The 14,086-nt window shown below is 69.1% G+C and carries 13 protein-coding genes; 8 read left to right on the top strand and 5 right to left on the bottom strand.

All coding sequences use genetic code 11. The features are described 5' to 3' along the window. Positions 1-11: 11 nt before the first annotated feature. Genes ACFWF2_RS19430 through ACFWF2_RS19420 form a run of 3 tightly spaced genes read right to left on the bottom strand, consistent with a single transcriptional unit; the run spans position 12 to position 3,765 of the window. A complete protein-coding gene (locus ACFWF2_RS19430; RefSeq protein WP_379308821.1) occupies positions 12-1,310 on the bottom strand; it encodes an FAD-dependent oxidoreductase in 1,299 nt (432 codons plus the stop codon). Further along, positions 1,307-2,530 carry a cytochrome P450 gene (locus ACFWF2_RS19425; RefSeq protein ID WP_379308820.1) on the bottom strand — a complete coding sequence of 408 codons (1,224 nt, stop codon included), beginning with the start codon at positions 2,528-2,530 and terminating at the stop codon, positions 1,307-1,309. The genes ACFWF2_RS19430 and ACFWF2_RS19425 overlap by 4 nt, the downstream gene beginning before the upstream one ends. Continuing rightward, entirely contained in the window at positions 2,527-3,765 is a 1,239-nt protein-coding gene (locus ACFWF2_RS19420; protein ID WP_379308819.1) for a cytochrome P450, read from the bottom strand. The genes ACFWF2_RS19425 and ACFWF2_RS19420 overlap by 4 nt, the downstream gene beginning before the upstream one ends. Before the next feature lie 212 nt (positions 3,766-3,977). Here ACFWF2_RS19420 and ACFWF2_RS19415 point away from each other — a divergent pair, with 212 nt between their 5' ends. From ACFWF2_RS19415 to ACFWF2_RS19390, 6 genes are read left to right on the top strand one after another with little or no spacing between them, the layout of a single operon-like run. Further along, positions 3,978-5,678, top strand: a complete 1,701-nt coding sequence (locus ACFWF2_RS19415; RefSeq protein WP_379308818.1) for an AMP-binding protein — start codon at positions 3,978-3,980, stop codon at positions 5,676-5,678. Beyond that, complete coding sequence (locus tag ACFWF2_RS19410) at positions 5,678-6,466, top strand: ferritin-like domain-containing protein (RefSeq protein WP_379308817.1); 789 nt, start codon at positions 5,678-5,680, stop codon at positions 6,464-6,466. The genes ACFWF2_RS19415 and ACFWF2_RS19410 overlap by 1 nt, the downstream gene beginning before the upstream one ends. Further along, positions 6,466-7,011 carry a PaaI family thioesterase gene (locus ACFWF2_RS19405; RefSeq protein WP_379308816.1) on the top strand — a complete coding sequence of 182 codons (546 nt, stop codon included), beginning with the start codon at positions 6,466-6,468 and terminating at the stop codon, positions 7,009-7,011. The genes ACFWF2_RS19410 and ACFWF2_RS19405 overlap by 1 nt, the downstream gene beginning before the upstream one ends. Next, positions 7,008-7,271: an acyl carrier protein gene (locus ACFWF2_RS19400; RefSeq protein WP_379308815.1), complete on the top strand. Its 264-nt coding sequence runs from the start codon at positions 7,008-7,010 to the stop codon at positions 7,269-7,271. Before ACFWF2_RS19405 ends, ACFWF2_RS19400 begins: the two co-directional genes overlap by 4 nt. After that, positions 7,268-8,101: an SAM-dependent methyltransferase gene (locus tag ACFWF2_RS19395; RefSeq protein WP_379308814.1), complete on the top strand. Its 834-nt coding sequence runs from the start codon at positions 7,268-7,270 to the stop codon at positions 8,099-8,101. Before ACFWF2_RS19400 ends, ACFWF2_RS19395 begins: the two co-directional genes overlap by 4 nt. Before the next feature lie 3 nt (positions 8,102-8,104). After that, complete coding sequence (locus tag ACFWF2_RS19390) at positions 8,105-8,947, top strand: acyl-ACP desaturase (protein ID WP_379308813.1); 843 nt, start codon at positions 8,105-8,107, stop codon at positions 8,945-8,947. A gap of 58 nt (positions 8,948-9,005) precedes the next feature. Here ACFWF2_RS19390 and ACFWF2_RS19385 read toward each other — a convergent pair whose 3' ends face one another. Continuing rightward, entirely contained in the window at positions 9,006-9,467 is a 462-nt protein-coding gene (locus ACFWF2_RS19385) for a PaaI family thioesterase (protein WP_189023235.1), read from the bottom strand. Between the two features lie 153 nt (positions 9,468-9,620). Between ACFWF2_RS19385 and ACFWF2_RS19380 the strand changes: the two genes are divergently transcribed. Next, entirely contained in the window at positions 9,621-10,841 is a 1,221-nt protein-coding gene (locus tag ACFWF2_RS19380; protein WP_379308812.1) for a cytochrome P450, read from the top strand. Positions 10,842-10,845: 4 nt separating this feature from the next. Here ACFWF2_RS19380 and ACFWF2_RS19375 read toward each other — a convergent pair whose 3' ends face one another. Continuing rightward, positions 10,846-11,763 carry a hypothetical protein gene (locus tag ACFWF2_RS19375; protein WP_379308811.1) on the bottom strand — a complete coding sequence of 306 codons (918 nt, stop codon included), beginning with the start codon at positions 11,761-11,763 and terminating at the stop codon, positions 10,846-10,848. A 210-nt stretch (positions 11,764-11,973) separates the two neighbouring features. On the opposite strand from ACFWF2_RS19375, the gene ACFWF2_RS19370 reads away from it, so the two are divergent. After that, entirely contained in the window at positions 11,974-13,530 is a 1,557-nt protein-coding gene (locus ACFWF2_RS19370; RefSeq protein WP_379308810.1) for a recombinase family protein, read from the top strand. Positions 13,531-14,086 lie beyond the last annotated feature (556 nt).

Raw genomic sequence — 14,086 nt, 5'->3', positions numbered from 1 at the left:
CGGTGGGTGGGTCAGGAAAGGAGGATTCGGCGCAGCGTGCCCGGCGCGGTGAGCGCGGCGGGCGGGTCGACCAGGTGGGCGACCCGCAGGAAGGTCCTGGCCACGCGGGGGTCGTGGTGGGCGACACTGTGCACCCGGGTGACGAAGACAGTGGTGAGCCGGGTCCGCAGCGTGCGCTTGCCCTCGACGCCGGGGTGGCGCAGGTCCGATCCGGCGGCCAGCTGCCAGGCCACCGCGAGCGCGTCGGCGGCGGCCGCGTAGTAGCGCGCGGGTAGATCGGCCGCTCCCGCGCTCAGGCATTCCCGCAGCGCTGCGGCCTGCAAGGCGGCGACTGTCATGCCCTGGGCATAGAGGGGATTGAAGGCGCACAGCGCGTCACCGAGCACGAGCAGCCCGCTCGGCGGCGAGCTCTGGCGGTCGAAGCGGCGCCGCACCGCGGTCCGGAAGCGGTAGGGCACCGCGTCGCCGAGCGGCTCGGAATCCACGATGATGGCGTGGATGTCGGGGGCCGACAGCGACGCGGCGTAGTCGCGGAAGCCCTGGTCGTCGACCGGCGGATGATCACCGAGCATCCCGGCGAGGGTGACATGCCACCGGTCACCCTCCACCCGGACCGCGCCACCACCGCGCCCGTTGGCGCCGGTCGAGACGATCACCGAGGCCTGCCCGCCGAGCTGACCCGGCTGGTGCCGGAAGAACCGTGACGTGTAGCCGAGATCGACGTCGAGTCGCTCTTCCTCGGGGGTCTCGGCGCCGATCTCGGTGAGCCACTGCGTGATCCGTGAGCCGCGACCGCCCGCGTCGACGATCAGGTCGGCGCCGAGCGTCTGCGTGCCTGCCGGACCGAGCACCGTCACCGCGCGGACCCGCTGCGCGTCACCGACCAGGCCCTGCACTGTCGTGCGGGTCAGCAACTCGATACCGCGCAAGCGCAGCGTGCGCCTGCGCAATACCGTCTCGAGCAGCGACCGCGTCGCGATCACCGAGGTCAGACCCGTCGAGCCGGCCGCGAGCCGGGAACCGCCCACATACCACCGGGTGCCGATCAGCACTTCGGCGACGGTCGCGCCGTCCGACACCGCCTGTTCGGTGAAGCCCGGATACAGCTCCTCCATGATCCGGCGGCCGCGATCGAGCAGGCCGTGCAGATGCCAGGCCTGCGGAACACCGCGACGCACAGTCTCTTTCGCGTCCAGCTCGTCGCGCTCCACGACGGTGACCCGTTCGAAGGTGTCGGCGAGTACCCGCGCGGCCAGCAGCCCGGCGACCCCGGCGCCGATGACGATCGCGTGCCCGCCTGGCGCGGTCACAGTGTCACCGGAAGGTGCCGGATGCCGCGGTGGATCAGGCTGGGGCGGTATTCGATCGGCTCGTCGGCCAGTGCCAGGTCGGGTGCGCGGTCCAGCAGGGTGCGGATGGCCGCCTCCGCCTCGATCCGGGCCAGCGGCGCGCCGACACAGTAGTGGATGCCGAGGCTGAACCCGAGATGCTTACGCGGGGGCCGGTTTCCGGTGAAACGGGTGATGTCGAAGGTGTCGGCGTCGCGGTAGACCCGCTCGTCGCGATTGGCCGAGCCGGTGAGGACGACGACGCCGTCGCCGCGGCGGAAGGTGTGCGCACCGACCTGGGTGTCGTCGAGCGCGACCCGGATCGTGAACTGGGTCGGCGCGTCGTAGCGCAGCATCTCGTCGATCGCGGGCCCGATCAGTTCGGGGTGGGTGCGCAGCAGCGCCAGCTGGCCGGGGTGGCGCAGCAGGGCGAGCAGCCCGTTGCCGATCAGGTTGATCGAGGTCTCCATACCGGCGACGAGCAGCAGCAGCGACATCCCGATCACCTCGGGTTCGGTGAGGAAATCACCGTCCACGCTGGCCGCGACCAGTTCGCTGAGCAGGTCGGCGCCCGGCTGCTGCTTCTTCTCGCCGATGAGCCGCGCGAAGTGCCCCATGCAGGCGATGGCGGCGTCGGTGCGGGCGCTGATGTCGTCGGGACCGAGCAGCGAGTCCGGGTCGCTGCCCCGCGCGATCGCCAATTGCCAGGCGCGGAAGCTGTTTCCGTCGGCCGCGTCGGCGCCGAGCAGGCGCACCGCGACCATCGCGACGGCCAGCGGCACCGCCAGATCCTCGAGCACGTCGAGTTCACCGCGCTCCAGGGCCGCGTCGACCAGTCCGTCGACCACCGTGCCCGCGACCGGCGCCATCTCGCCGATCAGCTTGGGGGTGAACGCTTTCGCCACCAGCTTGCGGTAGCGGCCGTGCTCGGGCGGGTCCATCCGGACGAAGGAACCGGGGATGGCGGCGGTGGTGTCGCGGAACGGGCTGATGCCCGCCGAATAGCCGTGGCCCCACTCGTTTCCGGTGAGGACCGCGGCGCATTCCTCGTAGCGGGTCACCAGCGTCACCGGGACGTCGCCGAGTGCGTAGGGGAACAGCGGTGTCGCCTCGCGGACGCGATGGTAGGCGGGGTACGGGTCGGCGCGGTGGTCGGGCGCGAACGCGTCGAAGGTGAGGTCGGCGGGGACAGCGGTACTCATCGGCCCTCCAGGCTGATTCGCAGTTCGGACATGCCGCGCACGACCACGTTCGGGCGATACGGCGGTTCGGCGAGCAGATGCATCCGCTCGACACGGGTGGCGACGGCCCGCAGCACCGTCTGCATCTCCAGGCGGGCCAGCGGCGCGCCGAGGCAGTAGTGCAGACCGAGCCCGAACGACAGGTGCCGCTCGGGTCGCCGGCCCGGCAGGTAACGGCCGAGGTCGAAACGGTCGGCGTCCGGGAAGGCCTCGGGGTCGCGGGCGGCCGAGCCGATCAGCACGATCACCGCGTCGCCGGGGACGAAAGTCTTTCCGGCGAGCTCGATCTCGTGGCGGGCGGTGCGGGTGGTCAGGTGCACGGGGGGGTCGTAGCGCAGCACTTCGTCGACCGCGGGGCCACACAGCGCCGGGTCCTCACGCAGCAGCTGGAACTGGCCGGGGTGGCGGATCAGCGCCAGCAGTCCGTTGCCGATGAGGTTGACCGTGGTCTCGTGTCCGGCCACGACCAGGATCAGCAGGGTGCCGATGAGTTCGGTTCTGGTCAGCCGCACGCCGGCGTCCTCGGCCTGCACCAGCGCGGTGATCAGGTCCGCGCGCGGGTCGCGGCGGCGCTGGGCGATGAGGTCGCCGAAGAAGTCGGTGAACGCGTGCACGGCGGTGGTGCGCGCGGCCAGTTCCGCCGGGCTGAGCAGGGTGTCCGGGTCGAGGCCGCGGGCGATGTGCGCCGAGATCTCGCGGACGTGGGCGTGGGATTCGGCGGGGACGCCGAGCAGTTCGCAGATCAGCGTCAACGGCACGGGGTAGGCCAGCGCCTCCAGAACATCGGTCTCGCCGTCGGCCAGCATCGCCGTGAGCAGTCCGTCGACCAGCTGCTCGGCCCGCTCGTGCAGTCCGGCCACGGTGCGCGCGGTGAACGCCTTGCCGACCAGGCCACGCAGCCGGGTGTGGTCCGGCGGCTCCATCCAGAGGAAGGAACCGGGCAGTTCGACCTCGCTGTCACCGTGCAGCAGCTCCGGCTCCTCCGCGTGGCTCCAGCGCGGGTCGCTCAGGATCGCCTGAGCTTCGGCGTGCCGCGGCACCAGGTGGGTGTCGCGAGGGCCAGGGACGAACGGACCGGCCGCGCGCAGGGTCGCATAGCTCGGATACGGGTCGTGGCGGCAGTGCGGTGCGACGCTCTCCAGCACCGCGATCTGCACCGGGGTCGGGTCGTCGACCGCGACATGATCGGAAGTCACCGGCAGCTCCTGGGCGATATCGGTGCGGGGATTTCGCCGCTCATCGTCACCGCCGACGCGCCGCGAATTCGTGCAGTATTGCCTGCTCCGATCGGGCGATAGCCGAATATCTTTATCGGGCAGCGCAATTGGACGATCGACTGTGATTATCGGCGCGCGTATTTCGGAATTCGTTCAGCGCGATTTCATATGGCACTGTTGTCGTTTCGGTCATGAATTCCTCGCGTCCGAGCGACACGCTCACCACGCTGCTGGCCGGTGTCGCCGCCGCGCATCCGCAGGTGCCCGCGACATTCTGGTCGGTGTCGGAACGGGTCGGCTACGCCGAGCTGCGACGGCGCTCCCACACCACGGCGACCGCACTGGTCCGGCGCGGAATCGGGCGCGGTGAGCCGGTCGGCATCCTGTGCCCGAACGCGCCGGAATTCCTGGTCTCCCTCTTCGGTATCGCCGCGGCGGGCGGGGCGGCCACTCCCCTGCCGCTGCCCGCAGGCGCGCGCGCGACGGCGGCCTACCCGGCCAAGCTCGCCGCGATCACCGCGGCCGCCGGGATGCGCACCGTGCTGGTGTCGCCGCGGTTCGCCTCGATGATTCCGCTCATCGGCGATATCGGCGTGGAATTCGTCGACACCACCGAACTTGTCGCCGAGGTCACCGCGGACCTGGACGCCCTGCCCGAGCACGGTCCCGACGATCTGGCGATCGTGCAGTTCACCTCCGGCAGCACCGCGCTGCCCAAGGGCGTGCGCCTGACCCACGCCAATGTGGTGAGCGGGCTGGCCGCGATCCGCGGCGGCATCGACCTCGGGCTCGACGACCAGGGTGGTTTCTGGCTGCCGCTGTTCCACGACATGGGCCTGTTCGGGACGCTGTCGGCGGTGCTGCGCGGTATCCCCGCCCATGTCTGGTCGCCGCTGGCCTTCGTGAAGGACCCGGCCCGCTGGCTGAGCGAGTTCGCCACCACCGGGACCACGATCACCGCCATGCCGAACTTCGGCTACGAGGCGCTGCTGGGCGCCATCGCCCCCGAGCAGGTCCCCGGCTACGACCTGAGCCACTGGCGGATCGCGTTCAACGGCGCCGAACCGATCTCGGAATCGGTGGTCACCGCCTTCTGCGAGCGGTTCCGGCCCGCGGGCTTCGCACCGTCGACGATGTTCGGCGTCTACGGCATGGCCGAGGCCACCCTGGCCGTCGCCTTCCCGCCGCTGCTGCGCGAGCCGGTCTTCGAGTGGGTCGACCGCGCGCGGCTCTCGGAATCCGCGGTGGCCGAGCCGGTTTCGCGCTTCGAGGACGGCGCCAGGGCCGTCGCCGCGGTCGGCTCCGCGGTCGAGGGGATCGCGATCAGGATCGTCGACACCGACACCGACACCGACAGCGACCTGCCCGACGGCCGGGTCGGCGAGATTCTCATCCAGGGCGCGCCCGTCACCGACGGCTATCTCACCGGCGACCCCGCCGCGGTCGCCGACCGGTTCACCGACGGCTGGCTGCGCACCGGCGACCTCGGCTACCGCCGCGACGGCGAACTGTTCGTCACCGGCCGCTGCAAGGACATGATCACCGTGCGCGGCGTCAACTACTACGCCCAGGACGTCGAGGCCGCGGTCCGCGATCTCGACGGCATCCACAAGGGCCGCTGCACCGCGGCCGTCGACCCCGACGGTGCCGACGTGATCGCGCTGATCGCCGAGACCGAACGCACCGGCGCCGAGGCCGACGCCCTGGCCGCGGCCATCGGCGCCGCCGTCACCGCCCACCTCGGGCTCACGGCGGTGCAGGTGCATCTGGTCGCGCCCCGCAGCATCCCCCGCACCAGCAGCGGCAAGCTCCAGCGGCTGGCCGCCCGCGACCTGATCGGTGTGGCGACGACGCCGCACCGCTCGCCCCTGCGATCGAATGGGAGTGCCTAGTGCACAGCTTTGACGTCTTCCGCCACTACGAACGCCTGCACTGGAAACTGAGCGACCTCGACCTGGCCGCCGTCGACCCGGCCCTGGTCCGCCCGGAGTACATCACCCTCGCCAAGAGCGCCGCGATGGGCGAGTCCAATGTCATCGCGGCCGTGCACGGGTTCCTCGACGAGTTCGTCGACGACTACGACTTCTCCACCTTCGCGGTCGTGTGGGGCTATCAGGAAGTGCAGCACCACTACGCTTTCCGCTCCTGGCTGGGTGCTGTCGGCGAGGACGTCGAGGATCGCGCGGTCGACGCGATGCGCGAGCCCTACGCGCCGGGCAGCACGCCCTCGGCGACGCTGGCCACCAACATCATCTCCGAGCTCACCGTCAATCACGTCTACCGCGCGGTGTCGAGCTGGGTCGGCGAACCGGTGCTGAAAGAGCTGCTGCTCAACGCCAGCCGCGACGAGGCCGGGCACGCGCGCGAGTTCATCCACTACACCACCGAGCGGCTGAAGAAGCGGCCCGAAGAACTGCCGTCGGTGCTCGAGACGCTCTACGTCTACAGCTCCGAAGCCAAGATCAAGCACCCGGTGAGCACCTTCAAGGCGGGCATCGCCGAGCTGAGCGACCACGAGACCATCGATACCGGATTCGAGCTGTTCCTCGAGCAGGTCGCCGCCGAGGGCGAGTTGGACGTGCTGCACGACAAGGTGCGCCGCACCTTCGCCGGCATCACCGGGCTCGACCTGTCCAGCAACGCGAAGGTGCGCCGCGCCCTCGCCGACGCCATCGCCTGATGACGGCCGTCGAACAGCCGGGCGCCGTCGAGGTGCCGTGGTCGGTGATTCCCGACTACCACTGCTTCGGCTGTTCCCCGCACAATGCCACCGGCCTGCGCCTGCGGTTCACCCCGCGTGCCGACGGTGCGCTGGTGGCCGCGTTCCGGCTCGGGCGCGCGTTCGAGTCCTATCCCGGTGTGGTGCACGGCGGCCTGATCGGCGTCGTGTGCGACGAGGTGATGGGCAACCTGATCGTGCTGGCCCGCCATGTCCCCGCCTTCACCGTCTCCCAGCGCACGCGCTTCCTCACCCCGCTGCTGATCGACCGCGAATACCGCTGTGTGGCAACGCTGCCGCCCGCACGCGAGCACGGGCCGATCCCGGCGCACGCCGAGATCCTCGATGCCGACGACGCGGTGTGCGCGTCGTCGACGGCGACGTATCAGCCGTTCGACCTGCACGCCGTCCGCGACCAGCTGACCCTCGACGACGACGAAGTCGCCCTGCTCGACCACGCCCTGTCCACGGCGAACACCCTCTCCCCGAACGGAGCCCGGCCATGACCACCACTTCCGCCGACACCATCCTGCGCACGGTCACCGAGATCGCGATCACCGAGACCGGCCTGACCGCCGCCGACCTGACCCCCGACGCCGACCTGCGCGCCATGGCAGGCGTCGACTCGGTGCGGGTGCTGCGGATGATCGCCCGCATCGAGCGCACCTTCGACATCGAACTCGAGGACTCCGACGTTTTCGGGATGTCGACGCTGGCCGAGGTGACCGCTGTCGTGGAGCGGTCCGTGCGTGAGGAAACAGCATGACCGTCGTCGCGGATACCAATCAGCACTACGACCTCGACCCCGACATCTTCGGGCAGTTCCTCGACCCGCTGCGCAAGTACAGCTCGGCGCTCTACGAATCCGACAGCGACACACTGGAACTGGCACAGCGCAACAAGCTGCGGTTCGTCGCCGAGCGGCTCGGGCTGCGTGGCGGCGAGCAACTGCTCGATGTGGGCTGCGGCTGGGGTTCGCTGATCCTGTACATGGCCGCTGAGCTGGGGTGCCGGACACTCGGTGTCAGCCCGGCGCCGCGCCAGCACGACTACATCGCCGAGCAGGCGGCGGCGCGCGGCGTGGCCGACCTGGTCAGCACCCGGGTCGGGCATTTCGAGCAGCTGGATCTGCCCGCCCGCAGCTTCGATGCCGTCACGCTGCTGGGTTCGATCGTGCACATGCCCGACCCCGACGAGGTGTTCCGCCGTGCGCGGGCCGTCCTGCGCCGCGGCGGCACGCTCTACGTGTCGGAGAGCTGCTTCCGGAATACGGCCACCCGTACCGCGTTCGACGATCGCGACGGCACCGGGTACGTCCGCGAGGACATCTTCGGTTTCGGTGAGCTGCGTCCGCTCTCGGAACTGATCGCCGCCGCCGAGAACGCCGGCTTCTCGGTGATCTCGGTCGACGACCTGACCGAGCACTACCGGCGCACGATCGAGGATTGGATCGGCAATGTCGACACCGCCGCCGAGCGCATCGACGCGCACGGTCCCGGCCTGGCCGACAAGCTGCGCCACTATCTCGAGATCGCCAACGCCGGCTGGGGTTACACCACCAAGCACTACGCGCTGGTCTGCCGGAATGCCAGGTAGGACATGATCACCACTCCGGGGCTGCTGCCCGTCGGTGACGTGGTCGCGGCGGTCGACGGTTTCCTCGCCGCCTCCCCCGCGACCCGCGCCTGGGACGTGGAGACCGCCTTCGACTGGGCCGCCGCCGACGCGGGCAGGCTCACCGAGGGGCAGCGCTCCGCCGTCCAGTTCGTCACCCTCATCGAGGACCACCTGCCCGGCTACTTCGACGTCTACCACCGGTACTTCCCCGTCGACGACAGCGTGGATCTGCCGACCTTCGAACACAATCGGGAGCTCTACCACTTCACCGTGCGCTGGGCGCTCGAGGAGGACACCCACGCCAGGGCACTGGCCCGCTATCAGGAGGCAGCGGGCATCACCGACCGCGACACGCTGCGGTCGGAACTCGCGGTCGAGGGCCACAAGCCGTTCGATCTGCCCTACGACCACCCGGTCCAGTTCTTCGCCTACGCCCTGGTGCAGGAGAAGGCCACCCAGATGTACTACCAGCAGCTGCGCGACGTGGTCACCGATCCGGTGCTGGCGGCGGTGCTGACCCGGTTGTCGCGCGACGAGGCCCGGCATTTCAGCTTCATGGCCGACGTGGTGACCCGGTACCTGCGCCACGACGGTGACGCGGTGGTGGCGCCGATCCGCGATGTCGTCGCCAATTTCCGGATGCCGCTGTCGGATACGCTGCGCGGCTACTGGCGGTGGGCGTTGCGGATCGCCGATGTCGCCGACTACGACCACACCGCCGCCTACGAACACCTGGTGAAGGTGATCGACCGGGCGGTCGACGCCCGCAGCGAGCCCGTCGACGAGCTGGTCGCCTTCGTCGACAGCTGCCGCACACTGGCCTGACACACGAGACCGGCCCCTTCTCCGCGAAGTCCACGGAGAGGGGGCCGGTGCCGTTGTGTCAGTTGCCCTGAGCCAGCACGAGAATCGTGGTGGTGCCGTGGGCGATCAGCTTCCCCGCGGCATCGGTGATGCGGCCCTCGGCGGTGGCGGTGCGCCTGCCGACGTGCACGGCGGTGGCGTCGCAGGTGAGTCTGCTGCCGTCGAGCGTCACCGCGCGGATGAAATTCACCTTCAGTTCGAGCGTCGTGTACGCGACACCGTCACCGAGTTCGGTGAACACCGCGCTGCCCATGGCGGTGTCCATGAGGGTGGCCAGCACTCCGCCGTGCACCGTGAACATCGCGTTGATGGTCGCCGGATTCGGGTCGAGGTAGTACCGTGTGCGCCCCTTCGACGCGCTGTCCAGCCGAATTCCCAGCGAATCGCCGACGCCCAGCTTTTCCTGCAGCCCGCGTTCGAATACCGCGGTCAATTCGGCGACCCGCCGGTCGGCGGTCGCGTCGATTTCGGTACTTGTCATGGTTTTCCTCCCTGCGGACGATTCCTCCGGCATTCGATCAGCGCAGGGTGAATTCCGCGTTGCCACAGGGGATTCCATCTCGAGCTCCGATCGGCTGATCGGGATCACGCGTCGTGAGTGTGTTGTTCACCGCGCGCGGGTACCGTCGGTCAGATGGCCGACACCACCGCTGCTGCCCGCGTCGAGTCCATCGGCGCCGACTTCTTCGACGATCCGCACGCCCACTACCGGCGCTGGCGCGCCACAGGCCCGGTCCATCGGGTCCGTTTCCCCGACGACGTCGTCCGCTGGGTGGTCGTCGGCTACGCCGAAGCCAGGCTGGCATTGGCCGACCCGCGGCTGAGCAAGGACATCGCCACCGCCACCGCGATCCTGCACGACAAGCGCCGCACCATCCCGACCGATCCGAATGCCGTCGCGCTGCTCACCCACATGCTCAGCACCGACCCGCCCGGCCATACCCGCCTGCGCAAACTGGTGAACAAGGCGTTCACCACCCGCCAGGTCGCCGCCCTGCGCCCCCGGATCGAGCAGATCACCGAGGAACTGCTCGACGCGATGGCGGGCGCCGACGACGTCGACCTGATGGAGGCCTTCGCCAATCCGCTTCCGGTGACGGTGATCTGCGAACTGCTCGGCGTCCCGTTCGACGATCGCGACGACTTCCAGGCCTGGACCAGGGCCCTGGTCGGTGTCGTCGGCGAAGAGGAGCACCGGCCCGCCGCCGCGGCCGCGATGGCCAAGTACCTCTCGGAGCTGGTGCGCGCCAAGCAGACCAAGCCCGCCGACGACCTGCTGTCGGAGCTGGTGCTCGCCGACGACGACGGCGACCGGCTCACCGATCCCGAACTGGTGGCGATGGCGTTCCTGCTGCTGGTCGCCGGCCACGAGACCACCGTCAACCTGATCGGCAACGGCGTCAACGCCCTGCTGCGCAGCCCGGATCAATGGCAGGCCCTGTGCGCCGACCCCGCCGGGGTGCCCGCCGCGATCGAGGAGTTCCTCCGCTTCGACGGTCCCGTCGACATGGCCACGGTGCGCTACACCGCTGAGCCGATCGCGTTGGGCGGCACCGAGATTCCCGCAGGCGAAATCGTCTACGTGGCGCTGGCCGCCGCCAACCGCGACCCCGCCCGCTTCACCGACCCCGACGCCCTCGCCGTCGACGGCCATCCCACCGGCCACCTCGCCTTCGGCCACGGCATCCACTTCTGCGTCGGAGCTCCCCTGGCTCGCCTCGAAGCCGAGATCGCCTTCACCGCCCTGCTCCGCCGCTTCCCCGGCCTGCGCCTGGCCGAATCCGCCACCACCGTCCGCTGGCAGACCAGCACCCTCATCCGCGGCCTGCTCGAACTCCCGGTCCGCGTGCGCTGAACAATCAGAACAGGCTGGTCTGGGCCGCCTGTGGTGCCGCGGTGATCGATGCGTCGAGTTCGATCCGGCGGCCGATGAGCCGGGAGTCGTTGACCAGCACCAGTTCACCGGTCTCGGCCGCGTCCGTGCAGGCGATGGTGTGGCCGTGCGCGGTGACCGCGTCGATGACGTATTCGCCGGATTCCTCGGTGAATTCGGTGGCGGTCGGGAAACGGCCGCGCGCGAGGATGGTGGCATAGAACTCCCGGCCGCCGGACCACGCGGTGTCGGTGCGGGTGATCTCGGCGGGCAGCGTGCCGGCCGCCTGCTCGGCCGCGTCGGCGACGGCTGACTCCAGGGCCGACCACGGCCGCAGCGGTTTGGTCAGGATCCGGGTCTTCGTGACACCGGCGACCGCCTGCCGGAGCCCGGCCCGCTCCGACACCACCCGCTCGAGCTCCCGCACGTGCAACCCGTCGGGAGAATCGGTGATGAATCGCGCTACCAGCGCGCCCTGCTCGAAGAGGCGGCGGTGACGGCGTGCGGCCGAGGCCGTGCCGACCTTCGCCATCCCGTCGCCGAAGTACGCGACATATAGATGATGTGGCTGCGCGACATAGTCACGGACCTGCTCGGGCAGCGTCGTGAGCGGACCGCGATGACTGTGCACCACCGACCACCCTTCGGTGATCCGGCACTGCGCGCACTGCTTCCCGCTGTCGACCCGCGCGCGTCGCGGGCACGCCTGCCGACCCCGGCGGCCCGCGCCGAACCCGTGGTACCCGAGGCAGAATCGGCCGCCGTCGCGGACGCGGAACGCGAGCCGGGTGCCGATTCCCGGCAGCAGTTCGGTCGTGCCGTCCGCACGGAGCAGTTCGTAGGACCATCGCCCCTGTTCATCCCATCGGGTTCCGCAGTACAGGGCGGCGCGGGTCGAGCTCATCGCTCGAATCTACCCAAAGCGACCGGCGTCCCCGGCACCGCCGGACCGCTCCCCGAAAGGGAAAGACCCCGCCCGATCGGGTGATCGGACGGGGTCGGGTGTCCCCCGGTCGCTCTATACCGGGTCTTCTCCCACCACCTACTTGTTGGGCATCGGCTGGTTGATGGTGGTGAAGTACCCATACCAACATCACTGTCTTACGCTGGTGTTATGCCCCTGAACCCCAAGGACTTTCCCGATCTCGCGCCGTGGATCTACGGGCGCAACTCCGAGGACAAGGCCAAGCACATGTCGGTGCCCGCCCAGTTGAAGTGGGGGCGTGCACAGGCCGACTTGCATGGCTGGCTCGACCCCCGGGTGACCATCGACGAGGACATCAGCGCGACGCGGTGGGCACCGAAGGAACGTCCGGGTTACAAGGAGTTGGTCGCGGGACTGTCGCAGCCCGCGCCGGACGGAAAGCGTTGGGTGTTGCTGGTGCGTTCGTCCTCACGCGCCAACCGCCAGTTGGGTGAGTTCGCTGAGTTGCGCGACCAGTGCGGAAGCCTCGGCGTGCTGTGGTACACCAACGGCAGCCTGTTCGACTTGGACAATCCGCATGATCGCCGGTTCTTGTCGCACGAGGCAGTCGACAACGAGTTCGCGCCGGAGCAGAACCGGTTGGACTCGATGGCGCAGCTCAATCAGAACTTTCTGGATGGGCGGCCACACAGCCGCGAGGCGTACGGGTACCGGATCGTCTACGTGCGCGGAAAAGCAGTAGACCGGCTGCCGGATGAGACCACCGCGCCGATCGTTCAGGAGATGGTGGACCGGCTGTTGACCGGCGAGTCAGCGGCATCGGTCGCGCGGTGGCTACGTGATGCCGGAATCGCCACTCCGGCAGCGGAGTTGCGGCTACCGTGCCGCCGGTGCTCGGAGACGGTTGGCCGCAGAGTGCTCAAGGCGGTGGACCGTCGTTCGTGCCCGTGCCCGCAGACCTGGCGCACAGATTGGGATCACACGACGGTGCGCAAGGTCGTGTGCAACCCGACCATTGCGGGGTTGCGAGCACACACCGACCGGCGGACCGGTGTCACGGCCACGACGCCCGCGACGTGGGAGCGGCTGATCACCGATGAGCAACACGAGCAGATCACGGCGAAGTTCGCCGACCCGCGCCGACGTGAAAACCATCGCGGTGTCGAGCCGCGCTGGCTGCTGTCGGGTATCCCTCGATGCGGCAAGTGCGAATACGGTCGGATCATCAACAAGCTCGGTCGTCCCAATCGCAAGCGCCGCTACGACTGCGAGCGGTTCTGCGTATCGCGGGATGCCGATCTGGTTGACGATCTGGTGGAAGAAGCGGTGTTGCAGTGGTTGGAGGACCCGTCGTTGCTCGCCGCCCTCGCCCGCACCGACGAGGAGGCGGAGGCGGCGAGCGAACAGGCGAAGGTGCTTCGCGCGAAGTTCGACCAGTGGATCAATGACGCGATCTCCGAAGGCTTGTCGCCTTCGGAGATCCGGCAGTACAAGCAGTCTCACGAACCCGCTGTGAAAGCTGCCGAGGTACGCGCGAATGCGTCGCTGCCGATGCCTCACGTGGTGAAAGCCGCTGGCCCAGACGCCCGCACCAAGTGGCGCGACCCGGTAGTGACACCGTTGAAGGCCAAGCGCGCCATCATCCGTTCCTTGCTGGAGATCACGATTCACCCGGCGGGCCGACGGGCGGGGTTCGGCGTCGGGGCGAGCGTCGAGACGATCGAGATTCAACGTCTGGTGGCCTAGCGGGTTCACCTTCGTCGTGACTGCCCCCGGTACTGCTGTCGGTACCGGGGGCAGAGTCGTAGGTACTGGAAACGATCTCGTCGGCGCTGTGCTCGGCGAAGCCGCCGTTCCACCACTTGCGCAGCACCACAAGTTGGTACCCCGACAGTGGCCCCGCCGTGCGTAGTCGTTCGACCACGATCGCGATATAGGCGAGCTGTTCAGCCGTCCACTGGCGCGGCGGACGTTCTGGCTCATTCATAGCTGCCCCTCCGCCTGTGACGGCTGGGCAGGAACGGTCTGCGCGCATGGCAAGAGCCGGTTCTCGTTGGGCATCTTCATTTCCTTTCGTGCCCCAACGGCCAGCGGCTCTTCCTACTCCAGTGTGCACGCCGATACCGACACCAAGACGTCAGCGAGCTGAATCACCACAGATCGCGCGCAGACCGACCTGCGATCCGAAGGTAGGCCGAACAGTTCGGCGGCGGGTGTTCGGACCCATCTTGCGAATTTGCAGGGCCGCTGCTGGCCAGTAGGAGGAGTCTCGCAGACAAGTTGCCGAGTTACTTCCCGCAGC

Origin of the sequence: Nocardia sp. NPDC060259 (assembly GCF_042728775.1) — a bacterium.
Classification (GTDB): Bacteria; Actinomycetota; Actinomycetes; order Mycobacteriales; family Mycobacteriaceae; genus Nocardia.
The sequence above is the reverse complement of the archived record's forward strand: the minus strand, read 5'-3'. Positions and strand labels throughout refer to the sequence as shown.